General features: G+C 72.7%; 20 protein-coding genes. 10 read left to right on the top strand and 10 right to left on the bottom strand.

The genetic code is table 11. The features are described 5' to 3' along the window. Positions 1–40: 40 nt before the first annotated feature. The 4 genes from O7607_RS02385 to O7607_RS02370 are packed head-to-tail and all read left to right on the top strand — an operon-like array spanning position 41 to position 4,157. A complete protein-coding gene (locus O7607_RS02385; protein WP_269700675.1) occupies positions 41–820 on the top strand; it encodes an enoyl-CoA hydratase-related protein in 780 nt (259 codons plus the stop codon). Continuing rightward, positions 817–1,977 carry a CaiB/BaiF CoA transferase family protein gene (locus tag O7607_RS02380; protein WP_269700674.1) on the top strand — a complete coding sequence of 387 codons (1,161 nt, stop codon included), beginning with the start codon at positions 817–819 and terminating at the stop codon, positions 1,975–1,977. Before O7607_RS02385 ends, O7607_RS02380 begins: the two co-directional genes overlap by 4 nt. After that, positions 1,977–3,005 (top strand): LLM class F420-dependent oxidoreductase, encoded by a 1,029-nt coding sequence (locus tag O7607_RS02375; RefSeq protein ID WP_269700673.1) that lies wholly within the window; start codon positions 1,977–1,979, stop codon positions 3,003–3,005. Before O7607_RS02380 ends, O7607_RS02375 begins: the two co-directional genes overlap by 1 nt. A gap of 18 nt (positions 3,006–3,023) precedes the next feature. Then, a complete protein-coding gene (locus tag O7607_RS02370) occupies positions 3,024–4,157 on the top strand; it encodes an acyl-CoA dehydrogenase family protein (RefSeq protein WP_269700672.1) in 1,134 nt (377 codons plus the stop codon). Here the strand turns inward: O7607_RS02370 and O7607_RS02365 are convergent. The 4 genes from O7607_RS02365 to O7607_RS02350 all read right to left on the bottom strand — a co-directional run bounded on the left by O7607_RS02365 (position 4,143) and on the right by O7607_RS02350 (position 8,404). Continuing rightward, entirely contained in the window at positions 4,143–4,850 is a 708-nt protein-coding gene (locus O7607_RS02365; RefSeq protein WP_269700670.1) for a TetR/AcrR family transcriptional regulator, read from the bottom strand. The two genes, O7607_RS02370 and O7607_RS02365, sit on opposite strands and share 15 nt — an antisense overlap. 134 nt (positions 4,851–4,984) lie before the next feature. After that, complete coding sequence (locus O7607_RS02360) at positions 4,985–5,737, bottom strand: succinate dehydrogenase/fumarate reductase iron-sulfur subunit (RefSeq protein WP_013285329.1); 753 nt, start codon at positions 5,735–5,737, stop codon at positions 4,985–4,987. Next, positions 5,734–7,671, bottom strand: a complete 1,938-nt coding sequence (locus O7607_RS02355) for a fumarate reductase/succinate dehydrogenase flavoprotein subunit (protein ID WP_269700669.1) — start codon at positions 7,669–7,671, stop codon at positions 5,734–5,736. The genes O7607_RS02360 and O7607_RS02355 overlap by 4 nt, the downstream gene beginning before the upstream one ends. 1 nt (position 7,672) lies before the next feature. Beyond that, positions 7,673–8,404 carry a succinate dehydrogenase cytochrome b subunit gene (locus O7607_RS02350; RefSeq protein ID WP_269700668.1) on the bottom strand — a complete coding sequence of 244 codons (732 nt, stop codon included), beginning with the start codon at positions 8,402–8,404 and terminating at the stop codon, positions 7,673–7,675. A gap of 35 nt (positions 8,405–8,439) precedes the next feature. Here O7607_RS02350 and O7607_RS02345 point away from each other — a divergent pair, with 35 nt between their 5' ends. Continuing rightward, entirely contained in the window at positions 8,440–9,369 is a 930-nt protein-coding gene (locus tag O7607_RS02345) for a LysR family transcriptional regulator (RefSeq protein ID WP_269700667.1), read from the top strand. A 142-nt stretch (positions 9,370–9,511) separates the two neighbouring features. Here O7607_RS02345 and hrpA read toward each other — a convergent pair whose 3' ends face one another. After that, positions 9,512–13,501, bottom strand: a complete 3,990-nt coding sequence (gene hrpA / locus O7607_RS02340; RefSeq protein WP_269700666.1) for an ATP-dependent RNA helicase HrpA — start codon at positions 13,499–13,501, stop codon at positions 9,512–9,514. 141 nt (positions 13,502–13,642) lie between these two features. On the opposite strand from hrpA, the gene O7607_RS02335 reads away from it, so the two are divergent. Then, the gene (locus O7607_RS02335; protein WP_269700665.1) at positions 13,643–14,116 is read left to right on the top strand and encodes a cytidine deaminase family protein; all 474 of its coding nucleotides are present in this window, start codon (positions 13,643–13,645) and stop codon (positions 14,114–14,116) included. Between the two features lie 26 nt (positions 14,117–14,142). On the opposite strand, the gene O7607_RS02330 is transcribed toward O7607_RS02335, so the two are convergent. Together O7607_RS02330 and O7607_RS02325 are read right to left on the bottom strand one after the other, a co-directional pair. Beyond that, positions 14,143–14,502 (bottom strand): YciI family protein, encoded by a 360-nt coding sequence (locus O7607_RS02330; protein ID WP_269700664.1) that lies wholly within the window; start codon positions 14,500–14,502, stop codon positions 14,143–14,145. A gap of 4 nt (positions 14,503–14,506) precedes the next feature. After that, a complete protein-coding gene (locus O7607_RS02325) occupies positions 14,507–15,439 on the bottom strand; it encodes a helix-turn-helix domain-containing protein (protein ID WP_269700663.1) in 933 nt (310 codons plus the stop codon). 105 nt (positions 15,440–15,544) lie between these two features. On the opposite strand from O7607_RS02325, the gene O7607_RS02320 reads away from it, so the two are divergent. From O7607_RS02320 to O7607_RS02305, 4 genes are all read left to right on the top strand, one after another. Next, positions 15,545–16,591, top strand: a complete 1,047-nt coding sequence (locus O7607_RS02320) for a FecCD family ABC transporter permease (RefSeq protein WP_269700662.1) — start codon at positions 15,545–15,547, stop codon at positions 16,589–16,591. A 125-nt stretch (positions 16,592–16,716) separates the two neighbouring features. After that, positions 16,717–17,727 (top strand): FecCD family ABC transporter permease, encoded by a 1,011-nt coding sequence (locus tag O7607_RS02315; protein ID WP_269700660.1) that lies wholly within the window; start codon positions 16,717–16,719, stop codon positions 17,725–17,727. Next, positions 17,724–18,611, top strand: coding sequence for an ABC transporter ATP-binding protein (locus O7607_RS02310; protein WP_269700658.1), 888 nt, complete (start codon positions 17,724–17,726; stop codon positions 18,609–18,611). Before O7607_RS02315 ends, O7607_RS02310 begins: the two co-directional genes overlap by 4 nt. Before the next feature lie 32 nt (positions 18,612–18,643). Then, on the top strand, positions 18,644–19,588 hold the full coding sequence (locus O7607_RS02305; protein ID WP_043325074.1) for an ABC transporter substrate-binding protein: 945 nt from the start codon (positions 18,644–18,646) through the stop codon (positions 19,586–19,588). Positions 19,589–19,643: 55 nt separating this feature from the next. Here O7607_RS02305 and O7607_RS02300 read toward each other — a convergent pair whose 3' ends face one another. The 3 genes from O7607_RS02300 to O7607_RS02290 form a co-directional block, all read right to left on the bottom strand. Then, positions 19,644–20,903 carry an Nramp family divalent metal transporter gene (locus tag O7607_RS02300; protein WP_269700656.1) on the bottom strand — a complete coding sequence of 420 codons (1,260 nt, stop codon included), beginning with the start codon at positions 20,901–20,903 and terminating at the stop codon, positions 19,644–19,646. A 266-nt stretch (positions 20,904–21,169) separates the two neighbouring features. Further along, on the bottom strand, positions 21,170–21,817 hold the full coding sequence (locus tag O7607_RS02295; RefSeq protein ID WP_262012281.1) for a hypothetical protein: 648 nt from the start codon (positions 21,815–21,817) through the stop codon (positions 21,170–21,172). A gap of 119 nt (positions 21,818–21,936) precedes the next feature. Next, positions 21,937–24,441: a DEAD/DEAH box helicase gene (locus O7607_RS02290; protein ID WP_269700654.1), complete on the bottom strand. Its 2,505-nt coding sequence runs from the start codon at positions 24,439–24,441 to the stop codon at positions 21,937–21,939. Positions 24,442–24,448 lie beyond the last annotated feature (7 nt).

Raw genomic sequence — 24,448 nt, 5'->3', positions numbered from 1 at the left:
CCGAGGGTATCAAATGTCAAATGTCAGAATAGGCGTCGGCTTGCGGGCCGCCACCAGCGGCGGTGTCCGCACCATCTGGTTCGACCGGCCCGACCGGCGCAACGCGATGACGCTGGAGATGTTCCGCGACTACTACGCGGCCCTGGTCGCGGCGGACGCGGATCCGGAGGTCCGGGGGGTCGTGGTGACCGGCGCCGGCGACTGGTTCTGTGCCGGCGCCGACCCGGAGGCGCTGGCCGCGCTGCTCGACGAGCGCAACCGTGACCTGCTCGCCGGCGAGTTCGGGTTCCCGCCGCACCTGCCGCTGACGCTCGGCACGCCGATCGTCGCCGCGATGAACGGCGGCGCGGCCGGCCTCGGCCTGGTCCACGCGCTCTACGCCGACGTGCGGTTCATGGCGGCGGAGGCGCGCCTGTCCACCTCGTTCAGCCGGCTCGGCCTCGTCGCCGAGTACGGCAGCGCCTGGCTGCTGCCCCGGCTGATCGGCGTCGGCGCCGCGCTGGACCTGCTGGTGTCCGGCCGCAAGGTCGACGCCGTGGAGGCGTTGCGGATCGGGCTTGTGCAACGCGTGCTCCCGCGCGACGAGGTGCTGGCCGAGGCCCAAGCGTATGCCGCGGCCCTGGCCGAACACTGCTCACCGGCCTCTATGGCGGTGATCCGGCGGCAGGTGTGGTCGGGTGCGGAGACCGGCGCCGCCGAGGCCGCCATCGACGCGATCCGGCTCATGGTCGAGTCCCTGGCCGGCGCCGACTTCGGCGAGGCCCTGCTCAGCCGGGCCCAGGGCCGACCGCCCCGCTTCGCTCCCCGGGCCGGCGCGTGAGCGGGCCCCTGGACGGCGTCCGGGTCCTGGAACTGGCCGGGATCGGCCCCGGCCCGTTCGCCGCCATGCTGCTCGCCGACCTCGGCGCCGACGTGGTGCGCGTCGACCGGCCGGAGCCCGGCGCGTTCGCCGCCGGCGACCCCGGGCGGAACCTGCTCAACCGGGGCAAGCGCTCGGTCGTGGTGGACCTGAAGCACCCCGAGGGTGCCGAGGTGGTCCTCGCGCTGGCCGACCGGGCCGCGATCCTGATCGAGGGCTGGCGTCCCGGCGTGGCCGAGCGCCTCGGCGTCGGACCGGAGGCCGTGCTGGCCCGCAACCCGGGGCTGGTCTACGGGCGGATGACCGGGTGGGGACAGGACGGGCCGCTGGCCCGCGCCGCGGGCCACGACATCGGCTACATCGCCGTCGCCGGGGCGCTGCACCCGATCGGCCGGGCCGGCGGGCCGCCGCAGATCCCGCTCAACCTGGTCGGCGACTTCGGCGGCGGCGCGCTCTACCTGGTCGTCGGCATCCTGGCGGCGCTGCACGTCGCCGGCGCCACCGGGCGAGGACAGGTCGTCGACGCCGCCATCGTGGACGGCGCGGCCCACCTCACCACCCCGTTCGCCGGGCTGCTCGCCGAAGGCCTCTGGCGCGCCGAGCGGGGCCGCAACCTGCTCGACGGCGGCGCGCCCTTCTACGACGTGTACGCCACCGCCGACGGCGGGCACATGGCGGTGGGCGCGCTGGAACCCCAGTTCTACGCCGAACTGCTGCGGCTGCTCGGGCTGGCCGACGCGGACCTGCCGGACCGGCACGACGTCACCGGATGGCCGGTGCTGCGCGCCCGCTTCGCCGAGGTGTTCGCCGGCCGCACCCGCGACGAGTGGACGGCCGTGTTCGACGGCACCGACGCCTGCGTCGCGCCGGTGCTGTCCCTGGCCGAGGCGCCGGGCCACCCGCACCTGGTCGCGCGCGGCACGTACGAGGAGCACTTCGGCGTCCGGCAACCCGCCGTGGCGCCCCGCCTGTCCGGGACACCCGGCCGGGTCGGCGGCCCGCCGCCCGCACCCGGCGCGGACACCGAGCCCGTGCTCACCGACTGGGGGCTGGGCGAACACCTACCGGGGTGGCTGGACGGCGGCGCCGTCGGCCGGAAGCAGGGAGCAACGCACTGATGCGTATCGGGACGACACTGGCGTACGCCGCCGACCCCCGGAGCGGCGCCGACGAGGTCGCCGCCTGGGAACAGGACGGCCTGGACGTGATCTGGGTGTCCGAGGCGTACGGCTTCGACGCGCCCACGGTGATGGGTTACCTGGCCGCCCGGACGAGCCGGGCGCACATCGGCTCCGCGATCCTGCCGATCTTCTCGCGTACCCCGGCTCTGCTGGCGCAGACCGCGGCGGGCCTGGACGCCATGTCCGGTGGCCGGGCCATCCTCGGCCTGGGCGCGTCCGGACCGCAGGTGATCGAGGGATGGCACGGCGTCGCCTACGACCGGCCGCTGGCCCGCACCCGCGAGGTGATCGACATCTGCCGGCGGGTGTGGCGGCGCGAGACGCTGACGAACGACGGCCTCTACCGCCTGCCGCTGCCGCCCGGCGAGGGCACCGGGCTGGGCAAGCCGCTGAAGATCCTCACCCACCCGGTCCGCGACCGCATCCCGATCCACGTGGCGAGCCTGGGCGACCGGAACGTCCGGATGACCGCCGAGATCGCCGACGGGTGGCTGCCGTTCCTCTACGACCCGGCCCGCGCGGGCGACGTCTGGGGCGCCGCGCTGGCGGCCGGCCGCGCGAAGCGGTCGGCTGATCTCGGGCCGCTGGACGTGGTGGCCGGTGGGCCGCTGGCGATCGGCCCGGACGTGACCGGACTGCGCGACCTCGCCCGGCCGCTGGTCGCCCTCTACGTGGGCGGGATGGGCGCCAAGGGCCGCAACTTCTACCACGACCTGCTGTGCCGCTACGGCTACGCCACCGAGGCGGACCGCATCCAGGAGCTCTACCTGGCCGGCCGCAAGGCCGAGGCCGCCGCCGCGGTGCCGGCGGAACTGCTGGAACGCACCAGCCTGATCGGGCCGGAGAGCTACGTGCGCGACCGGGTCCAGGAGTACCGCGACGCGGGCGTGACGATCCTCAACGTCGCGCCGCTGGGCGAGGACCCGCGGCGTCTCGTCGCCGCCGTCGCGGACATGGCCCGGTAGCGCGGGGAGGGAGCTGACATGGACCGCGCGATCTTCACCGCCGACCATCTCGCGTTCGCCGAACTGGTGCGCGCGTTCATCGACAAGGAGATCACCCCGCATCACGAGCGCTGGGAGGCCGACGGCATCGTCGACCGCGGCGTGTGGCGGGCCGCCGGCGCCGCCGGGCTGCTCGGCTTCTTCGTCGACGAACGGTACGGCGGCGCCGGGGTGACCGACCGGCGGTTCCACGCCGTCCTGACCGAGGAACTCGCCCGGGCCGGCGCGAGCGGTCCCGCGTTCGGGCTGCACAACGACATCATCGGTCCGTACCTGACCGACCTGACCACCGAGGAGCAGAAGCAGCGCTGGCTGCCGGGCTTCTGCTCCGGCGAGATCGTCACCGCCATCGCCATGTCCGAGCCGGGCGCCGGCAGCGACCTTCAGGGCATCACCACCACAGCGGTACGCGACGGCGACGACTGGGTCCTCAACGGGCAGAAGACGTTCATCAGCAACGGCATCCTGGCCGACCTGGTGATCGTGGTGGCCCGTACCGACCCCGGCGCCGGGCGGCGGGGGATCAGCCTGCTCGTGGTCGAACGCGGCATGCCCGGATTCGAGCGCGGCCGCAACCTCGACAAGCTCGGGCAGAAGGCGCAGGACACCGCCGAGCTGTTCTTCGCCGACGTCCGCGTACCTGCGGCCAACCTGCTCGGCACGGAGGGCGAGGGCTTCGCCTACCTGATGCGCAACCTGCCGCTGGAACGGCTGTCCATAGCCGTCGCGGCGCTCGCCGGCGCGGAGACGGTGTTCGCGCAGACGCTCGACTACTGCAGGCAGCGCCAGGCGTTCGGCCGTCCCATCGGCAGCTTCCAGCACAACCGGTTCGTGCTCGCCGAACTCGCCACCGAGCTGCGTCTGGGCCGGGTCTTCGTGGACCAGTGCCTGGTCGCGCCGGATCTGGGCGCGGAGACGGCGGCCATGGCGAAGTGGTGGTGCACCGAGTTGCAGCAGCGCGTCGTGGACCGGTGCCTGCAGCTGCACGGCGGCTACGGCTACATGCGCGAGTACCCGGTGGCCCGTGCCTACCTGGACGCCCGCGTGCAGACCATCTACGGCGGCACCACCGAGATCATGAAGGAGGTGATCGGCCGGTCACTCGGCCTGTGAGCCGGGCTCCAGCATCGGTACGAGGAAGCGGCGGGCCATCTGCCGCAGCTCGTCGGCGTCGTCCAGGTCGATGACGTGGCTCGGGGTGAGCAGGAAGGAGCAGGACAGCCGGGTCATCAGCTCGGCCACCACCTCCACGTCGACTGTGGCGGCGATGGTGCCGGCGCGCTGCTCGCGGCGCAGCTGCCCGGCGACGAACCGCTGCACGGTGGCCAGCGTCCGCCCACCGTCGCTGATCATCGAGGGGATGAGCACGTCCGGTTCGACGCTCATCAGCCCGCCGATCAGCGGGTTGCGGCGGATCGCGTCCAGCGCGCTGACGAAGCCCAGCACCACCCGGTCACCGACCGTCTCCGCCTGCTGGATGTCGACCAGGAACCGGTCGAAGTAGCGCCGGAACTCGCGGCGGACCACCTGCTCGACCAGCCGGTCCTTGGTGGCGAACCGGCGGTACGCGGTGATCCGGGAGACGCCCGCCCGGCGGGCCACGTCCTCCATGGTGGAGCGGCGGATGCCCATCCGGCAGAACTGCTCGTAGGCGGCGTCGAGGATCCGGGTCGCGACCTCGTCGCTGTCGCCGGGGCTGTGCAGCGCCTCGGTGAAGGCGCGTTCCAGCAGCGACTCCGGCGGGCCGGCCGGTCCGGCGTGACCCACCTCGGGGGAGGACGCCTGCGGGGGAGCGGTCCGGGCCATGGGTGCCCTCCCGGGGGAGACGGTGACGCGGCTGGCGCTTCACCGTACCAATCGCCGGGGCGTACCCCGATGCGAGCGCGACCGCCGCGCCCGGATGCGGGGCGCGGCGGTCGCGTCTGTCGTGCGGTGTCCGGTCAGGAGCCGGAGCGTTTGGCCGTGGCCTTCAGGTAGTCCCGGTTGAGCCGGCCGATGGTGTTCAGCGGGATGCCCTTCGGGCAGGCCGCCGCGCACTCGCCGATGTTGGTGCAGCCGCCGAAGCCGGCCTCGTCGTGCGCGTCCACCATGCCGATCACCCGGGTGTAGCGCTCCGGCTGGCCCTGCGGCAGCAGCGAGAGCTGGGTGATCTTCGCGGCGGTGAACAGCATGCCGGAGCCGTTCGGGCAGGCCGCCACGCAGGCGCCGCAGCCGATGCAGGCAGCCGACTCGAACGCGGCGTCCGCGTCGGCCTTCGGCACCGGCACCGAGTGCGCCTCCGGGGCGCTGCCGGTCGGCGCGGTGACGTAGCCGCCGGCGGCGATGATCTGGTCGAACGCGTTGCGGTTGACCACCAGGTCCTTGACGACCGGGAAGGCGCGGGCCCGCCACGGCTCGATGTCGATCGTGTCGCCGTCGGAGAACTGCCGCATGTGCAGCTGGCAGGCGGTGGTGCCGCGCTGCGGGCCGTGCGCCTCACCGTTGATCATGAGGCTGCACATGCCGCAGATGCCCTCGCGGCAGTCGTGGTCGAACGCCACGGGCTCCTCGCCGTCGAGGATCAGCCGCTCGTTCAGTACGTCGAGCATCTCCAGGAAGGACATGTCCGGCGACACGTCCTGCACCGGGTAGGTCACCATCCGACCCTTGTCCTCGGGGCCGGTCTGGCGCCAGATGCGCAGGGTCAGGTTCACTTGTAGCTCCGCTGCGTGGGGTGGACGTATTCGAAGGTCAGGTCTTCCTTGTGCAGCACGGGCTCACCGGTGCCGGTGTACTCCCAGGCCGCCACGTAGGCGAACCGGTCGTCGTCGCGCTGCGCCTCGCCGTCGGGCGTCTGGTGCTCGGCCCGGAAGTGGCCGCCGCAGGACTCCTCGCGGTGCAGGGCGTCGATGCACATCAGCTCGGCCAGCTCGAAGAAGTCGGCCACCCGGCCGGCCTTCTCCAGCGACTGGTTGAGACCCTCGCCGTCGCCCGGGACGCGCACCCGCTGCCAGAACTGCTCGCGCAGCGCGCGGATCTCGTCGATCGCCTTGCGCAGCCCGGCCTCGGAGCGCTCCATGCCGCAGTGCTCCCACATGATCTGGCCCAGCTCGCGGTGGAACGAGTCCACGGTGCGGTCGCCGTTGATCGCCAGCAGCCGCTTGATCCGGTCCTCGACGTCGGTCCGCGCCGCGACCGCCTCGGGGTGGCTCGCGTCGACCTTGTCCAGCGGGCCGGAGGAGGCCAGGTAGTTGGCGAGCGTGTTCGGCAGCACGAAGTAGCCGTCCGCCAGGCCCTGCATCAGCGCCGAGGCGCCGAGCCGGTTCGCGCCGTGGTCGGAGAAGTTGGCCTCACCGATCACGAACAGGCCGGGGATGCTCGACTGCAGGTCGTAGTCGACCCAGAGGCCACCCATCGTGTAGTGCACGGCGGGGTAGATCCGCATCGGGACCTCGTACGGGTCCTCGCCGGTGATCCGCTCGTACATCTCGAAGAGGTTGCCGTACTTGGCCTCGATGGCCTTGCGGCCGAGCCGGTTGATCGCGTCGGCGAAGTCCAGGTAGACGCCGAGCCCGGTCGGGCCGACGCCGCGCCCCTCGTCACAGACGTTCTTTGCGGCGCGGGAGGCGATGTCGCGGGGGACCAGGTTGCCGAAGGACGGGTAGATCCGCTCCAGGTAGTAGTCCCGCTCGTCCTCGGGGATCTCCCGGGGGCTGCGCTGGTCGCCCTTGGCCTTGGGCACCCACACCCGGCCGTCGTTGCGCAGCGACTCGCTCATCAGGGTCAGCTTCGACTGGTGGTCGCCGGAGACCGGGATGCAGGTCGGGTGGATCTGCGTGTAGCAGGGGTTGGCGAAGTACGCGCCCTTGCGGTGCGCCCGCCACGAGGCGGTGACGTTGCAGCCCTTGGCGTTCGTGGAGAGGTAGAAGACGTTGCCGTACCCGCCGGTGGCGAGCACTACCGCGTCGGCCATCTCGGTGCTGATCTCGCCGGTGACCATGTCGCGGACCACGATGCCGCGCGCCCGGCCGTCGACGATCACCAGCTCGAGCATCTCGTGGCGGGCGTTCATCTCCACGTTGCCCAGGCCGATCTGCCGCTCCAGCGCCTGGTACGCGCCGAGCAGCAGCTGCTGGCCCGTCTGGCCCCGGGCGTAGAAGGTGCGCTGCACCTGCGCGCCGCCGAAGGAGCGGGTGTCGAGCAGGCCGCCGTACTCGCGGGCGAACGGCACGCCCTGGGCCACGCACTGGTCGATGATGTTCACCGACACCTCGGCCAGCCGGTGCACGTTCGACTCGCGGGAGCGGAAGTCGCCGCCCTTGACCGTGTCGTAGAACAGGCGGTGCACCGAGTCGCCGTCGTTGCGGTAGTTCTTGGCGGCGTTGATGCCACCCTGCGCGGCGATCGAGTGGGCCCGGCGCGGGCTGTCCTGATAGCAGTAGGACCGCACCCGGTAGCCCTGCTCGGCCAGGGTGGCGGCGGCGGAGCCGCCGGCCAGGCCGGTGCCGACCACGATCACCGTCATCTTGCGGCGGTTGGCCGGGTTGACCAGCTTCATCTCGAAGCGGTGGCGCTCCCACCGCGTCTCGATCGGGCCGTCCGGGGCCCGGGTGTCGGCGATCGGGTCGCCTTCGCGGTACAGATCCATGTCAGGACACCAATCCGGTGATCACGGCGAACGGGACCAGCAGGTAGCCGCCGACGAGCGCGACGGCGAAGACGAGCGCGGCGATCTTGGCCCGCTGCTCGCCCTTCGGGGTCTGCTGGCCGAGGCTGCGGAACGCGCTGAACGCGCCGTGGCGCAGGTGGAAGCCGAGGGTCACCAGCGCGAGGGTGTAGAAGAGCGTGACGTACCAGCGTTCCGGCGCGAAGCCGGCGACCACGTTGCCGTACGGGTTGGCCGGGTCGCCCTGCGGGTTCAGGTGACCCGTGGTCAGGTCGAGGATGTGGTAGATCACGAAGAGCAGGATGATCACACCACCCCAGCGCATCGTGCGGGCCGCGTAGTTCACGTGGATCTTGCGGCGGTGCGCGTACCGCACCGGGCGCGCGGCCCGGGACCGCATCGCGAGCACGGTGGCCGCGCCGATGTGCCCGAGGACGGCCAGGGTGAGCACCGCGCGCTGGATCCACAGGAACCACGTCGTCGGCAGCAGTGGCGTGCCGATGTCGCGCAGCCAGTGCGCGTAGTGGTCGAACGCCGTCTCGCCCGTGAAGATCTTCAGGTTGCCGAGCATGTGCGCGATCAGGAACAGCACGAGGATGATGCCCGTCACCGCCATGACGGCCTTGAGGCCGACGTTCGAGCGGATGGGCGACCGAGTTTTCGTGATTACCACGCGGTCGACGCTAGGAGCACTTCGATCAGGCGTCCAATGCATCGAAATCGCAGTGTTGATAGCCGTAAGCTATGTAGATGCAGCTCCATCAGCTTCGGTACTTCGTAGCGGTCGCCGAAGTACGACATTTCACCCAGGCAGCCGATCTTGTCGGCATAACCCAGCCCTCGTTGAGTAAGCAAATTCACGCGCTGGAGACCGACCTGGGGGCCCCGTTGTTCGAACGGGTAAGGGGCAACATCACACTGACCGCTGCCGGTGAGGTGCTGCTGCCGCTGGCCAAGCGGATCCTCGCCGACGTGGAGACCGCCACCCGCGAGGTGCAGGAGCTGGTGGGGCTGCGCCGGGGCCGGGTCCGGCTCGGCGCCACACCCAGCCTGGCCACCTCGCTCGCCCCGCCGGTGCTGCGCCGGTTCCGCGACGCGCACCCCACGATCGACCTGCGCGTGGAGGAGGGCGGCTCGCAGGACCTCGTCCGGGACCTGCTCCGCGGCGACCTCGACCTCGCGTTGATCATCATGCCGTCGGCCGGCACCGACCCCGGGTTGCGGGCCGACCCGATCCTGCGGGAGAGCCTGGTGGTCGCCTCGGTCGACCCGCTGCCGGGCGTCTCGGAAGCCGGGGAGCTGCGCATCGCCGACCTGCGCGACCAGCCGCTCGTCATGTTCCGCGAAGGCTACGACCTGCGCGACGCCACGCTCCAGGCGTGCCGGGCGGCCGGATTCGAGCCGGCCCTGTCCGTCGACGGCGGGGAGATGGACGCGGTGCTCAGCTTCGTCGAGGCCGGGCTCGGCGTCGCGCTGGTGCCCGGCATCGTGGTGGCCCGCCGCCCCGGAATCCGGGTCACCCGGCTCGTCCCGCCCGGCGTCCGCCGGACCATCGCGGTGGCCCGCCGCCGCGACGTGGTGCCCACCCACGCCGGGCGCGAGCTGCGCCGCATCCTCCTGGAGTACGTCCACGACGCCACCGCCACCGCCGAACTCCCCCCGGGCGTAGAGCCCTTGTAGCCCCGCCCTCCCGCCCCGCCTCCCCGCCCCGCCTCCGCCGCCCCACCGCCTCGCCGCGCCGATCTTGCACATTCGGCCCCGGCGAAAGGTGCGAAAGCCTCGGCGCGGGGGCGCAAAGTGCAAGATCGACGGGGGCTCCGGGTCAGCGGGACTCGGCGTCGTCCATGGCTCGGTAGATGCGCTGCTCCGACACGGGGTAGGGGGTGCCGAGGGCCTGGGCGAAGACGTTCACCCGCAGCTCCTCGATCATCCAGCGGATCTGGCGGACCGCCGCCTCCTGGCGCCGGGCCGGGGGCAGCGCGGCGAGCATGTCCTGGTACTCCTTCTGCACCACGGCGACCCGGTCCTGCTGCTGTTTGTCCCGCTGCGGGTTGCCCGGCAACCGGTCCAGCCGCCGCTCGATCGCGGTCAGGTAGCGCAGCAGGTCGGGCAGGCGCGCGTATCCCGTCTCGGTCACGAAGCCCTTGTGCACCAGGCCGGTGAGCTGGTTGCGGATGTCGGCCAGGGCGGCCACCACCGCGAGGTTCCGGGTGGCGCCGAGCCGCTGCTCCACCGCGTACCCGGCGGCCAGCACGCGCCGGACCCGCTCCATCACCTCGACCACGGTGTCCACCAGGTCCGCGCGGACCGTGTCGCGCAGCGCGGCGAAGCCCTCGGCGTCCCAGGCCGGGCCGCCGGCGTCACCGATCAGCTTGTCGATCGCCGCGCCGGCCGCGTCCTCGATCAGCTCCGGCACGCTGCCGTGCGGGTTGCGGGACAGCGCCAGCTTTGCCTCGTTGCTCAGCCGCCCCTGCAGGAACTTCGCCGGTGACGGCAGCGTCAGCCGCAGCAGCCGCCGGGTGCCCGCCCAGTGCGCCGCCTCCTGCTCGGCGGCGGAGTCGAACACCTTCACCCCGACCGTCGTGCCCTCGTCCACCAGTGCCGGGTACGCGGTCACCGCGAAGCCGGCGCGTACCTGCTCGATGGTGCGCGGCAGCGCGCCGACGGACCACTCGGTCAGCCCGGTCCGGGCCACGTCGGGTGCGGCGGCCGCCACGACCTGGCGTACCTCCTGGCGCAGCTCGCGTTGCAAGGCCGGCAGGTCCTTGCCCTCGGCGACCGGCTTGTCGTCGTCGCCGAGCACCCGGAACGTGACCCGCAGGTGCGGCGGCAGCCGGCTCAGGTCCCACGCGTCCGCCGGGACGGTCACCCCGGTCATCCGGCGCAGCTGCCGGGTCAGCGCCGTGAGCAGCGGCTCCTCACCCGGGGTGATCGCGGCCAGCGCGGCGCGGGCGTAGTCGGGCACCGGCACGAAGTTGCGCCGTACCGGCTTGGGCAGCGACCGGATCAGTGCGATCACCAGCTCCTCGCGCAGCCCCGGCACCTGCCAGTCGAAGCTCTCCGCCGGCACCTGGTTGAGCAGCGGCAACGGGATGTCCACAGTGACGCCGTCGGTGGGCGCGGTCGGGTCGAACGTGTACGTCAGCGGCAGCGTCACGCCGTCGGCCCGCCACTCGTCCGGGAAGTCCTCCTCGTCCACCCCGCCCCGGCCGGCGTTGACGAGCAGTTCGCGGGTGAACGTGAGCAGGTCGGGCCGTTCCCGGCGGGTCTTCTTCCACCACGAGTCGAAGTGCCGGCCGGAGACCACGTCGGCGGGGACACGCTGGTCGTAGAAGGCGAAGATGGTCTCGTCGTCGACCAGGATGTCGCGGCGCCGGGCCCGGTTCTCCAGTTCCTCGATCTCGGTCAGCAGCTTCTGGTTGTCCCGCCAGAACTGGTGGTGGGTCTGCCAGTCGCCCTCCACCAGGGCGTGCCTGATGAACAGCTCCCGGCTCAGCACCGGGTCGATCCGCCCGAAGTTCACCTTGCGGGAGGTGACGATCGGGATGCCGTACAGCGTGACCTTCTCGTAGGCCATCACCGCGGCCTGCTTCTTCTCCCAGTGCGGCTCGCTGTAGCTGCGCTTCACCAGGTGCTGGGCCAGCGGCTCGACCCATTCCGGCTCGACCCGACCGGCCACCCGGCCCCACAGCCGGGACGTCTCCACCAGCTCCGCCGCCATCACCCAGCGCGGCGGCTTCTTGAACAACGCCGACCCGGGGAAGACCGCGAACTTCGCGCCGCGCGCGCCCAGGTACTCGTGTTTCTGCGCGTCCTTGAGGCCGAGGTGCGACAGCAGGCCGGGCAGCAGCGACTGGTGCACCTTCGGGGTGTCGATCTCCTCCGGCAGGTCGGCGCCGCGCCGGCCCTCACCCTTGTCCGAGGTACGCAGCACCTGGCGCAACTGGCTGACGATGTCCTGCCACTCGCGTACGCGAAGGTAGTTGAGGTATTCGGCCTTGCACATCCGGCGGAACGCGCTGGACGACAGCTCCCGCTGCTTCTCCCGCAGGTAGCGCCACAGGTTCAGGTACGCGACGAAGTCGGACTCCTTGTCGGCGAACCGGGCGTGCGCCTGGTCGGCCTGGGCCTGCTTGTCGGCCGGGCGTTCGCGCGGGTCCTGGATGGACAGCGCGGCGGCGATCACCACGACCTCGGTGGCGCAGCCGTTGCGCTCGCCCTCGAGGACCATCCGGGCCAGCCGGGGGTCGACAGGGAGCTGGGCCAGCCGCCGGCCCAGCGCGGTGAGCCGCTTCGCCGGGTCGGTCTCGGCCGGGTCGAGCGCGCCCAGCTCGTGCAGCAGGTTCACGCCGTCGGTGACGTTGCGCCGGTCCGGCGGGTCGATGAACGGGAACGCCGCGACGTCGCCGAGCCCGATCGACGTCATCTGGAGGATGACCGAGGCCAGGTTGGTCCGCAGGATCTCCGGGTCGGTGAACTCGGGGCGGGAGTCGAAGTCCTGCTCGTCGTAGAGGCGGATGCAGATGCCGTCGGAGGTACGCCCGCAGCGGCCCTTGCGTTGGTTGGCGCTGGCCTGCGAGACCGGCTCGATCGGCAGCCGCTGCACCTTGAGCCGGCTGGAGTAGCGGGAGATCCGGGCCGTACCCGGGTCCACCACGTACTTGATGCCGGGCACCGTCAGCGAGGTCTCCGCGACGTTCGTGGCCAGCACCACCCGGCGGTTGCTGTGCGCGGCGAAGACCCGGTGCTGCTCGGCGGTGGAGAGCCGGGCGTACAGCGGCAGGATCTCGGTGCCGAGCAGCGACCGCTTCTTCTGCACCAGCTTGCCCAGCGCGTCGGCGGTGTCCCGGATCTCCCGCTCGCCGCTGAGGAACACCAGGATGTCGCCGGGCCCCTCGGCGGCCAGTTCCTCGACCGCGTCGCCGATGGCCTGGATCTGGTCCCGGACGTTCTCCTCGTCGGCCTCGTCCTCCTCCTCGGCCTCGGTGACCTCGACCAGCGGCCGGTAGCGGACCTCCACCGGGTAGGTGCGCCCGGACACCTCGACCACCGGCGCCGGGTTGCCGTCGGCGTCGGCGAAGTGCTTCGCGAACCGGTCGGTCTCGATGGTTGCCGACGTGATGACGACCTTGAGGTCGGGCCGGCGGGGCAGGAGCTGCCTGAGGTACCCGAGGATGAAGTCGATGTTGAGGCTGCGCTCGTGCGCCTCGTCGATGATCAGCGTGTCGTACTGCCGCAGCATCCGGTCGTTCTGCAACTCGGCCAGCAGGATGCCGTCGGTCATCAGCTTGACCAGGCTGTTGTCGCCCACCTGGTCGGTGAAGCGCACCTTGTAGCCGACCACGTCGCCCAGCTCCGTACCGAGTTCGTCGGCGATCCGGTCGGCGACCGTGCGGGCCGCCAGCCGGCGGGGCTGGGTGTGCCCGATCAGGCCGGTGATGCCGCGCCCCAGCTCCAGGCAGATCTTGGGAAGCTGGGTCGTCTTCCCGGAGCCGGTCTCACCGGCCACGATCACCACCTGGTGGTCGCGGATCGCGGCGGCGATGTCGTCCTTGCGCTCGCTGACCGGCAACTGCGGCGGATAGGTGATCGCCGGGACGGCCGCGCGGCGGGACTCCAGCCGCGCCTCGGCCCGGGTCACCTCGGTCGCGATCTCGGCCAGCGCCGCCCCCCGCCGCTGCGGGTCGCGCAGCTTGCGCACGCCGTCGAGCCGCCGCTGGAGCCGCCGCTGGTCGCGGAACATCAGGGGGGCGAGGCGGCGGTGCAGGTCGCGGGCGGTCTCAGGGGCGGCGGGTACGGCTGGATTCTGCATGTCGTCGCCAAGGATAGGCAGCCGCGCGGCGGACCGCCCCCGGGTTACCGGGCGCTGGGCGTGCCCTCCCGGTTCAGGGCGTCCCCGCCGGATAAAGTTGCCGCCGACGAGGCCGACGGACGAGGCCGACGAGGGGCGGGGATGATCATGCGGGACACCGACCGGGCGCTCGTGCAGGCCGCCACCGCCGTCGCGAAGCTGCGCTGCCGCAGCGACAACCACACCGTCGCCGCCGCCGTACGCAGCACCGACGGCCGGGTGTTCAGTGGCGTCAACGTCTACCACTTCACCGGCGGCCCGTGCGCCGAGGTGGTGGCCCTCGGGGCCGCCGCGACTCAGGGCGCGGGTGAGCTGGAGGCCATCGTCGCGGTGGGGGACCGGGGCCGGGGCGTCCTGCCGCCGTGCGGGCGCTGCCGTCAGGTGCTGCTCGACTACTTCCCGTCGATCAGGGTGATCGTCGGCCCGCCCGACGGGCTGCGCGCGGTCCCGATCGCCGACCTGCTGCCCGAGACGTACGTCTGGTCGGACCAGCAGGTCGAGGTGCCGGCCGGACCGCGTGCCCCGCTGTGGCCCACCCCTGTGGTGCCGGGAGTCCGGCAGGCCGCCGAGGACTGACCCGCGCCGCGGCCGAGCCGCGACGCTCAGTCGCCGGCTGCGGCCTCCAGCATCGAGCGGGGCACCGGCACCTGCTCGAAGCGGACCTGGCCCTCCGGCACCATCCAGCTGCTGACCTGCGCGACGAGCCGGCCCGCGCGGACCGCCGGGTCGTTGGCGTACAGCTCACGGGCCATCTGCGGGTCCACCGACAGCACCACGAAACCGCGGACGCGCCCGTCGTCGCCGTCCAGGAACGGCCCCGCCGCGAGCACCGCGCCCTGCTCCACCAGCCCGGCCTGGTGTGCCAGGTGGGCGTCCTGGATCCGGTCGAGGGCGTCCTGCGGCAGCTCCGGCGCGTCGTCCGGGCGGACCAGGAGCACCACCGTGTGCCTGTCGGATAGCATGACCTCAGGCTAGGTGCTGCCGGGCCTGTAGTGCCCGGATCGACCAGTCCAGCACCGGCGCCAGGCTCTCGGCCGGTGGCCAGCCGTTGACCAGCGAGAGCAGGTCCAGGTACCGCTCGCGGCGAGGGTCGCGCGCGGTCCGCAACCGGTCCAGCATCCGCCGGCGCAGGTCGGCGTCGTCCGGCCGGCCGCAGAGTCGCGCGTACCGGTCCGCGACCCGGGCCAGGACGGCATCGGCGCCGGGCGAGGCCGGCTCGACACCGGCGGCCAGCGCCGGGGCCACCTCCTCCCGGACCACGGCGACCACGTCCCTGCGTACGCCTTCGACGCCGGCCCGGTCCGTCGCGTGCTGCTCGGCCAGCCGGCGCAGCCCGGCCCGGAATCCCGGGTCGAGAGCCAGCTCGGCCAGCTCCACCCACGCCTCGATCTGGGCGTCGTCCGGATCGTCCGGCAGCTCCGGCGTCAGCGACCGGCGGATGCCCGCGAACCCCGGATCGGTCAGGCCGCCGAACGCCGCGTCGAGGAACTCGTCGGCCAGCCGCCGTCGCTCCCGCGCGACCAGGCCGGCCAGCCGGTGCAGCAGGTCGGCCTCGGACGGGGTGGCCCCGCGCCGGGCGATCACCGTGAGCACCGCGCGGCGCGTCCGCAGCAGCCGGATCTGCGCGGTCAGCGCGTCCGCGTGCGCCGAGGCGACCTCGGCCAGGGTGATCTCCCGGGTCACCACCCGGCGCACGGTGGGCAGGTCCACACCCAACTCGCGTAATGTCCGTACCAGGTCGAGCCGGGCCACCGCGGCCGCGTCGTAGCGGCGCTGACCGGCCGGTCCCCGGTCGGTGGGCGGCACGATGCCGCGGTCGGACCAGAACCGGATGGTCTTCACCGGCAGCCCGGTCCGCCGGGCAAGGTCACCGATCGAGTAGCGCTCCGCACCGTCCATGGCATCCACCTTTGCGCCTCCCCCTGGTGGAGGCGCAACCCGCTCAGGTACGCCTTAGCAGGTCAGCTAAGGTAAGGCGCACCTAACCGGAAGGCGAAACCCCTCGTGACCACCGTCGCCGTCCGGCCCGCGCGGGCCGGGGCTCCCGGCCGCCGCGGCACCGTCCGCCGCGTCGCGGTCACCGTGGCGGCGGCACTCCTGCTCCTGCTGGCGCTGCTCGCCAGCCTGGCGCTCGGCAGCCGGCACCTTCCCGTCGACCAGGTCTGGCAAGCGCTCGTGTCCCCGGACGGCGGCGACGCCACCACTGTGGTCCGGGAACTGCGGCTGCCGCGTACCGTCCTCGGGCTCGTCGTCGGCCTCGCGCTGGCGCTGGCCGGGGTGCTGTTCCAGGCGGTCACCCGCAACCCGCTGGCCGAGCCGCGCATCCTCGGCATCAGCGCCGGAGCCTCGTTCGGCGTGGTCCTGGCCATCGCCGTGTTCGGGGTGGGCACGCTCGCCGGGTACGTCTGGTTCGGCATCGCCGGCGCGCTGCTCACCGGGCTGCTCGTGTTCGCCGTCGCCAACCGCGCCCGCGAGGGCGCCAGCCCGGTCACCCTCGCGCTCGTCGGCGCGGCCCTCGACGCCGGTCTCGGCGCCCTGGTGTACGCGCTGCTCAGCATCGACGCCCGCACGTTCGAGGAGTACCGCTTCTGGGTGGTCGGCGGGCTGACCGGCCGGGATGTCGGCGTGGCCGGGCAGGTGCTGCCGTTCGTGGTGGCCGGGGTGCTGCTGGCCGCGCTCGCCGCCCGTGGCCTGGACGCCCTCGCGCTCGGCGACGACGTGGCCCGGGGACTCGGGCACCGGGTCGCCCTGGTCCGGATCGCCGCCGGGGCCGGTGGGGTGCTGCTCACCGGCGCCGCGGTGGCCGCCGCCGGGCCGATCGCCTTCGTCGGGCTGGCCGTGCCGCACCTGGCCCGGGCGCTCGTCGGCGCGGACCAGCGGTGGACGCTCCTGGTCGCCGCCCTGCTCGGCCCCGCGCTGCTGCTCACGGCCGACGTGGCCGGCCGCCTCGTCGCCCCGCCCGGCGAGATCCCCGCCGGCATCATCACGGCCCTGCTCGGCGCGCCCCTCCTGGCCTTCCTGGTCCACCGAGCCAAGACGGTAACGACATGACCCGCCCCGCCCCCCACCCCCGCGATCTTGCACTCGCTGCCCCGGCGGACGGGACATTTCGGGCACCTCAAGGGCCCGAAGCGCAAGATCAACGAGGTGGGGGAGGCAGGCCGCGCGGGCGCGGGGTGCTGCGTGTCGGAGCCGTCGTGGTGCCGTTCCGGTGGCGGCCGGTCGTGGTGGCGGTGGTGCTGTTCGTGCTGCTCTCCCTTGCCGTGGTGGTCAGCCTGTCGCTGGGTACGCCGTACGTCGCCCCCGTCGACGTGGTGCGGTCGCTCTCCGGCGCGGGTACCCCGTACGACCTCGTGGTGCGCGACCTGCGACTGCCTCGCGCGGTCCTCGCGGCGGTGGCCGGGGCGGCCTTCGGCGTGGCCGGCACGCTGATCCAGAGCGTGGCCCGCAACCCGCTGGCCAGCCCCGACGTCATCGGCGTCACCCAGGGCGCCGGGCTGGCCGCGACGATCGCGCTGACCAGCGGCGCCGCGGCGGTTCTGGTGGCGCCGGCGGCGCTGCTCGGCGGCCTGGCCGCGGCGGTCGCGGTGTTCGCGCTCGGCGCCCGGCACGGCCTGGCGGCCCAGCGGTTCGTGCTCGCCGGTGTGGCGGTGGCGTTCGCGTTCCGGGCGCTGATCGAGGTGGTCATGCTCACCGCCGACCCGATCGACGGGCTGCGCGCCCAGATCTGGCTGATCGGCACGCTCGCCGGCAAGGGGTGGAGCGAGGCGGCCTGGATCGCCGGCACGCTCGCCGTGCTGCTGCCGGTGCTGCTCTGGGCCGGGTGGGCGCTGCGCAGCAGCGCACTCGACGACGACACCGCGCGGGGGATCGGCCTGCGGCCGGTGGCCCGGCGGATCGGCCTGGCCGGCACCGGTGTGCTGGCCGCCGCGATGGTCACCGCCCAGGTCGGCGCCGTCGACTTCGTCGCGCTGGTGGCCCCGCAGGTGGCCCGCCGGCTGGTCCGCGCCGAGCGTCCGCCGCTGCTCTGCGCCGCGCTGCTGGGCGCGTTGCTGCTCGTCCTCGCGGACCTGGGCGCCCGCCGGCTGCTGGCGCCGACCCAACTGCCGGCCGGCGTGCTCACCGCGGCGATCGGCGGGCCGTACCTGATCTTCGTGCTGCTCCGCACCCGAGGGAGGCGGTCGTGACCGCGCTGCTGTCCACCCGCGACCTGGTCGTCGGCTACGAGGGCCGCACCGTGCTGGACGGACTCGACCTCGACCTGCCGGCCGACACGTTCACCGTGATCGTCGGACCGAACGCCTGCGGCAAGTCGACGCTACTGCGCACGATGGCCCGGTTGCTCACGCCCCGGCGCGGCGCGGTGCTGCTCGACGGCGCGGCGATCCGCGACCTGCCGACCCGGGACGTGGCCCGGCGGCTCGGCGTGCTGCCGCAGAGCCCGCTGGTGCCCGAGGGGATCACCGTGGCCGACCTGGTCGGGCGCGGACGCCAGCCCTACCAGCGGTGGTGGCGGCAGTGGTCGGCCGAGGACGGGCGGGCGGTCGAGGAGGCCATGCGGCTGGCCGACGTCAGCGCGCTCGCCGACCGTCCCGTGGACACGCTCTCCGGCGGGCAGCGCCAGCGGGTGTGGATCGCGATGACGCTGGCCCAGGACACCGACGCGCTGCTGCTGGACGAGCCGACCACGTTCCTCGACCTGGCCCACCAGGTGGAGGTGCTGGACCTGCTGCACCGGCTGCGCGCCGAACGCGGCCGCACCGTGGTGGCCGTGCTGCACGACCTCAACCAGGCGGCCCGGTACGCCGACCACCTGATCGCCATGCGCGACGGCGCGGTGGTGGCCGCCGGCAAGCCGCGCGAGATCCTCACCGCGGACCTGGTCCGCGACGTGTTCGGGCTGGACTGCGTGGTCGTGCCCTGCCCGGTCAGCGGCGCCCCGCTCGTGGTGCCGGCCCTCACCCAGACCGGGTCCACCCGGACCGCGCCCGCCCAGGCCGGCCCCACTCAGACCTCGGCCGCTCCGGCCGTCACGCCGGCCACGGCCGGCGCCCCTGTCGGCGACGCCTGAGCGCGCCGACCCGCACCACCGAAAGGAACACCATGCGTCGTCTCGCCGTCGCACTCACCGCCGCGCTCGCCCTCGGCGTCGGTCTCACCGCCTGCGGGGAGAGCGATCCCGTCGGCGGCGCCGGCACCGGGGAGACCCGGGAGATCACCCACGCCATGGGCACCACGAAGGTGCCGGCCGAGCCGAAGCGCGTGGTCGTGCTCGACACCGACAAGATCGACACCGCGCTGTCGCTCGGCGTCACCCCGGTCGGCGCGGCCACCGCCGGTGAGGCGAAGAGCTGGCCCACCTACTTCGGCGCGGACAAGCTCGCCGGCATCACCGAGGTCGGCGTGCTCACCGAGCCGGACCTGGAGGCGATCAACGCGCTCAACCCGGATCTCATCCTGGGCAGCAAGTTCCGCCAGGAGAAGTTCTACGACGAGCTGTCCAAGATCGCCCCGACCGTCTTCACCGAGAAGGTCGGCATCACCTGGAAGGAGAACTTCCTCCTCGACGGCGCGGCGCTGGGCAAGGAGCAGCAGGCCAAGGACCTGCTGGCCGAGTACGAGAAGCGGGCGAAGGACTTCGGCGCGAAGCTCGGCGACGCCGCGTCCCGCAAGGTCTCCATCGTGCGCTTCATGCCGACCGAGATCCGCCTGTACGGGCCGGACTCGTTCTCCGGCATCGTCGTCGGCGACACCGGCCTGGGCCGCCCCGAGCGGCAGATGCTCGCCGGCAAGGAGGACAAGCGGATGGACCGGGTCAGCCCGGAGCGCATCGCCGAGGCCGACGGCGACGTGGTGTTCGTGACCGCGTACGGCGAGAAGGCCGCCGCCGAGCAGGCCAAGGTCACCGGGGGCACGCTGTGGAAGGGCCTGTCCGCGGTCAAGGCCGGCAAGGCGCACGTGGTCTCCGACGAGATCTGGATGACCGGCATCGGCGTGGGCGCCGCCAACAAGATCCTGGACGACCTGGAGAAGTACCTGGCCGCCTGAGCCCCGATCACCCGCGCCCGTCCCGCCGCACAGGCCGGACGGGCGCGGGTGTGTCTCAGCCCGCCAGTTGCCAGAGCAGGAACGCGTTGAGCGCCACCACGAACGCGGTGATCGCCACCGCGGCGGCGGTGGTGGCCCGGCGGTTGACCAGGCTGCCCATCAGGTCCCGGCGGCGCGTGAACAGCACCACCGGGATCAGCGCGAACGGGATGCCGAAGCTCAGCACCACCTGGGACAGCACCAGCGCGCGGGTCGGGTCCACGCCGATCGCGAGCACCACCAGCGCGGGCAGCAGCGTGATCATCCGGCGGATCAGCAGCGGGATCCGGCGGCGCAGGAAGCCCTGCATGATGATCTCGCCGGCGTACGTGCCGACGCTCGTGGAGGCGAGACCGGACAGAAGCAGGGCGATGGCGAAGCCGACCGCCGCGGCCGTGCCGAGCGTGGTGGCGAGCCCGGCGTGCACACCTTCCAGGGTGTCGGTGCCGGGGATCGAGGTGCCGTGGAAGCTGCTCGCGGCGACCAGCAGCATGGCCAGGTTGACCGCGCCGGCGACGCCCAGCGCGATCAGCACGTCGATCCGCAGGCCCTTGGCGATCACCCGCCGCTGCGTCTCGCCCTCGGCGGGCAGGCGGTTCGGGGTCAGCGCCGAGTGCACGTAGATGACGTGCGGCATCACCGTCGCGCCGAGGATGCCGGCGGCGAGCAGCATGCTGTCGGTGCCCTGCATCCGGGGCAGCAGGCCGGCCGCGGCGTCGGACACGTCCGGTTGCGCGCTGACCAGGTTGACCGCGAACGCCAGCACGATCACGCTGAGCAGCACGGCGATGGCGATCTCGAACGACCGGAAACCCCTGGCGCGCAGCGCCAGGACGGCGAACGAGGCGGCGCCGATGATCAGGCCGCCGGGCAGCAACGGGACGCCGAACAGCAGGTACAGCGCGACCGCCCCGCCGATCACCTCGGCCAGGTCGGTGGCCATGGCGACCAGTTCGGCCTGCGCCCACATGACCCGGTTGAGCGGCCGGGGCAGGTGCTCCCGGCACAGTTCGGGCAGGCTGCGCCCGGTGGCCAGGCCGAGCTTGGCGGTGAGCGTCTGCACCAGCATGGCGGCCAGGTTCGCCGCCACCACCACCCAGACCAGCAGGTACCCGTACTGCGCCCCGGCGGTGGAGTTGGTGGCGAAGTTGCCGGGGTCGACGTAGGCGACCGCCGCCACGAACGCCGGTCCGAGCAGGATGAGGCGGCCGCGGACCGGGCGCGGGGTGGGGGCGGTCCGCAGTGGGGGTACGACAGGCGAGTCGTTTGTTACCACTGGTGCTCCTCGACGGACGACGGGCGGCGGGACGAGACGACGACCGGCGGGGGCGAGGCGGAGTCAGGCGGGTTGTTCCCGACTATTACTCACATATGCCACTAACCTGAGCCCAGAGGGGAAAGCGCACACGAGGGACGGTGTCGCCCCGCCGCGGCGGCTGCTCCGGCCCGGTCGATCGCCCCGGGCGCAGCACGCCGAACGGCCGTCCCGGGTGCGGGACGGCCGTTCGGTGGGGCGGCGGTGAGCCGGATCGGATCGGTCGGTCAGGCGGCGGTGGACCAGATGGCGCGGAACGCGGCTGCCTCACCGGCCAGCCACTGCTCGATCTGCTCGGGCTTGACGTCGGCGGGCATCCGGTGCGCCTCGCCTCGCCGCACGTCGACCAGGACCGGCTCGGCGTGCGGCAGCACCGCGTCCATGTGCCGGGCCATCAGGTGCAGCGTGGCCAGGGTCGCCTCCTCGCTCGGCGGCGCCTCGTCGAAGTGCAGCCGGATCGCCTCGGCCCGGCCGTCGGCGTACCGCACACCGAATTGCGGGTTGATCTTCACGGGCAGGTCACCCAGCATCGCCAGCGCGTCGCGGGTCTGCGCCAGGTCGACGCCGGCCGGCTCGCCGAGCGAGTGCAGCCAGCGGGTCGCGCCCGGCACGAGCGTCTCGTAGAGCGGGCGCCAGCGCGGCTTGACCAGGTCGGCGACCTGCGCCAGGTGCGTGCCACCGGTGTGGAAGGCGACGTCGGCCTTGAGCGCCTTGACGAACTGGCCGTGCGGGTTGAAGCCGTGCCGGCTGGCCCGTTGCCGGCGCAGACCGCCGACGAAGGTGGCCTTGGTGGGGCCGGTGCGGTCGACGTACCGGGTGAATCCGAGGAGGGTGGCGTAGGGGGTGACAGGGGTCGCGGAGGTGGGCGCAGTCACGAGCATCCTCCCAGGTCAGCAGCTCGATTAGTACATACATTCTAATCGACAGGCCTGACATCGCCCAGGGTACGAAAAGGGCCGCCCGGACATCCCGGGCGGCCCTTTTTCGCGTAGTCCTAGAGCTGGCCGACGTCGGTGATCCGGACCGCCGCCGCGCCGATCTCGTCCGAGGCCGCGAGGTCGATCTCGGCGCTGATGCCCCAGTCGTGGTCGCCGTCCGGGTCGTCCAGGATCTGCCGGACGGTCCACCTCTCGCGGCCCTGCTCGATCATCAGCAGCGCGGGCCCGCGCGCGTCCGGTCCCACCCCGATGGAGTCGTACGCCTCGAAGTACGGCTCCAGCGCGTCGGCCCAGGCGTCGGCGTTCCAGCCGTCACCGGCGTCCAGCTCACCGAGCAGGTCCCAGCGGCGCAGCGCGGCCAGCTCGACCCGGCGGAACATCGCGTTGCGCACCAGCACCCGGAACGCCCGCGCGTTGCGCGTGACCGCCGGCGGCCGGTCGTCCAGCGAGGCCGCGACCTCGGCCACGTCCGACGGGTTGCGCAGCCGCTCCCACTCGTCGATCAGGCTGGAGTCGACCTGGCGGACCAGCTCGCCCAGCCACTCGATGAGGTCGACCAGCTCCTCGGTCTTCGCGTCCTCCGGCACGGTCTGGCGCAGCGTCTTGTACGCGTCGGCGAGGTAGCGCAGCACCAGCCCCTCGGACCGGGACAGCCCGTAGAACTGGACGTACTCCGGGAACGTCATGGCCCGCTCGTACATGTCCCGCACCACGGACTTGGGGGAGAGCTGGTGGTCGGCGACCCACGGGTGCCCCTGCCGGTACATCTCGTACGCGGACTCCAGCAGCTCGGCGAGCGGCTTGGGCCAGGTCACGTCGTCGAGCAGTTCGAGGCGTGCCTCGTACTCGATGCCCTCGGCCTTCATCGCGGCGACCGCCTCGCCGCGGGCCTTGAACTGTTGCGCGGACAGCACCTGGCGCGGGTCGTCCAGGATCGACTCGATCACGCTGAGCACGTCGAGCGCGTACGACGGGGACTCCCGGTCGAGCAGCTCGACGGTGGCCAGCGCCAGCGGCGACAGCGGCTGGTTGAGCGCGAAGTCGAGCTGGAGGTCGACGGTGAGGCGTACCCGGCGGCCCGTCTCGTCCGGCTCGGGCAGCTCCTCGACCACGCCGCCGGCGCGCAGCGCCCGGTAGATGGCGATGGCCCGGCGGATGTGCCGGCGCTGCGCGGCCGGGTCCTCGTGGTTGTCGGTGAGCAGGTGCCGCATCGAGGCGAACGCGTCGCCGGGGCGGCCGATCACGTTGAGCAGCATCGAGTGGCTGACCTGGAAGCTGGAGGTGAGCGGCTCCGGCTCGGCCTCGACCAGGCGCTGGAACGTCGGCTCGCCCCAGCCGATCGACCCCTCCGGCGGCTTCTTCTTCACCACCTTGCGGCGCTTCTTCGGATCGTCGCCGGCCTTCGCGAGCGCCTTCTCGTTCTCGATCACGTGCTCGGGGGCCTGCACCACGACCCGGCCCAGCGTGTCGAACCCGGCCCGTCCGGCGCGGCCGGCGATCTGGTGGAACTCGCGGGCCTTGAGCAGCCGGGTGCGGGTGCCGTCGTACTTGCTCAGGCCGGTGAACAGCACGGTACGGATCGGCACGTTGATGCCGACGCCGAGCGTGTCCGTACCGCAGATGACCTTGAGCAGGCCGGCCTGGGCGAGCGTCTCGACCAGGCGGCGGTACTTGGGCAGCATGCCCGCGTGGTGCACACCGATGCCGTGCCGGACCAGCCGGGACAGCGTCTTGCCGAAGCCCGAGGTGAACCGGAAGTTGCCGATCGCCTGCGCGATCATGTCCTTCTCGGCGCGCGTGCAGACGTTCACGCTCATCAGCGCCTGGGCGCGTTCCAGCGCGGCGGCCTGGGTGAAGTGCACGACGTACACCGGGGCCTGCTTGGTCTCCAGCAGCTCCTCCAGGGTCTCGTGCAACGGCGTGGTCGCGTACGAGAAGAGGAGCGGGACCGGCCGCTCGGCCGAGCGGACGACGGCGGTCGGCCGCCCGGTACGCCGGGTCAGGTCGTCGACGAAGCGGGTGGTGTCGCCGAGCGTGGCCGACATCAGCACGAACTGGGCCTGCGGCAGCTCGATCAGCGGCACCTGCCACGCCCAGCCCCGGTCCGGCTCGGCGTAGAAGTGGAACTCGTCCATGATCACCTGGCCGACATCGGCGCGGCGGCCCTCGCGCAGCGCCAGGTTGGCCAGGATCTCCGCGGTGCAGCAGATGATCGGCGCGTCCGCGTTGACGCTGGCGTCGCCGGTGAGCATGCCGACGTTCTCCGCGCCGAAGACCTCGCAGAGCGCGAAGAACTTCTCCGAGACCAACGCCTTGATCGGCGCGGTGTAGAAGGTCGTCCGGTCGTCGGCCAGCGCGGCGAAGTGCGCCGCGATCGCCACCAGGCTCTTGCCCGAGCCGGTCGGCGTATTCATGATCACGTTCGCGCCGGAGACGATCTCGATGACCGCCTCCTCCTGGTGGGGATAGAGGTCCAGGCCGCGCTCGGACGCCCAGGAGGCGAACGCGTCGTAGAGGGTGTCGGGGTCGGCGGTCTTCGGCAGCGCGGCGGTGAGAGTCATGGCGGCT

Source organism: Micromonospora sp. WMMA1949 (genome assembly GCF_027460145.1).
Lineage (GTDB): Bacteria > Actinomycetota > Actinomycetes > Mycobacteriales > Micromonosporaceae > Micromonospora.
The sequence above is the reverse complement of the archived record's forward strand: the minus strand, read 5'-3'. Positions and strand labels throughout refer to the sequence as shown.

What these genes read in the sequence shown, in the direction of transcription:
- O7607_RS02375 (WP_269700673.1), top strand. Translation starts at nt 1,977, where the DNA reads ATGCGTATCGGGACGACACTGGCGTACGCCGCCGACCCCCGGAGCGGC.
- O7607_RS02370 (WP_269700672.1), top strand. Translation starts at nt 3,024, where the DNA reads ATGGACCGCGCGATCTTCACCGCCGACCATCTCGCGTTCGCCGAACTG.
- O7607_RS02365 (WP_269700670.1), bottom strand. Translation starts at nt 4,850, where the DNA reads ATGGCCCGGACCGCTCCCCCGCAGGCGTCCTCCCCCGAGGTGGGTCAC.
- O7607_RS02355 (WP_269700669.1), bottom strand. Translation starts at nt 7,671, where the DNA reads ATGGATCTGTACCGCGAAGGCGACCCGATCGCCGACACCCGGGCCCCG.
- O7607_RS02350 (WP_269700668.1), bottom strand. Translation starts at nt 8,404, where the DNA reads ATGCATTGGACGCCTGATCGAAGTGCTCCTAGCGTCGACCGCGTGGTA.
- O7607_RS02345 (WP_269700667.1), top strand. Translation starts at nt 8,440, where the DNA reads ATGCAGCTCCATCAGCTTCGGTACTTCGTAGCGGTCGCCGAAGTACGA.
- hrpA (WP_269700666.1), bottom strand. Translation starts at nt 13,501, where the DNA reads ATGCAGAATCCAGCCGTACCCGCCGCCCCTGAGACCGCCCGCGACCTG.
- O7607_RS02335 (WP_269700665.1), top strand. Translation starts at nt 13,643, where the DNA reads ATGATCATGCGGGACACCGACCGGGCGCTCGTGCAGGCCGCCACCGCC.
- O7607_RS02330 (WP_269700664.1), bottom strand. Translation starts at nt 14,502, where the DNA reads ATGCTATCCGACAGGCACACGGTGGTGCTCCTGGTCCGCCCGGACGAC.
- O7607_RS02325 (WP_269700663.1), bottom strand. Translation starts at nt 15,439, where the DNA reads ATGGACGGTGCGGAGCGCTACTCGATCGGTGACCTTGCCCGGCGGACC.
- O7607_RS02305 (WP_043325074.1), top strand. Translation starts at nt 18,644, where the DNA reads ATGCGTCGTCTCGCCGTCGCACTCACCGCCGCGCTCGCCCTCGGCGTC.
- O7607_RS02290 (WP_269700654.1), bottom strand. Translation starts at nt 24,441, where the DNA reads ATGACTCTCACCGCCGCGCTGCCGAAGACCGCCGACCCCGACACCCTC.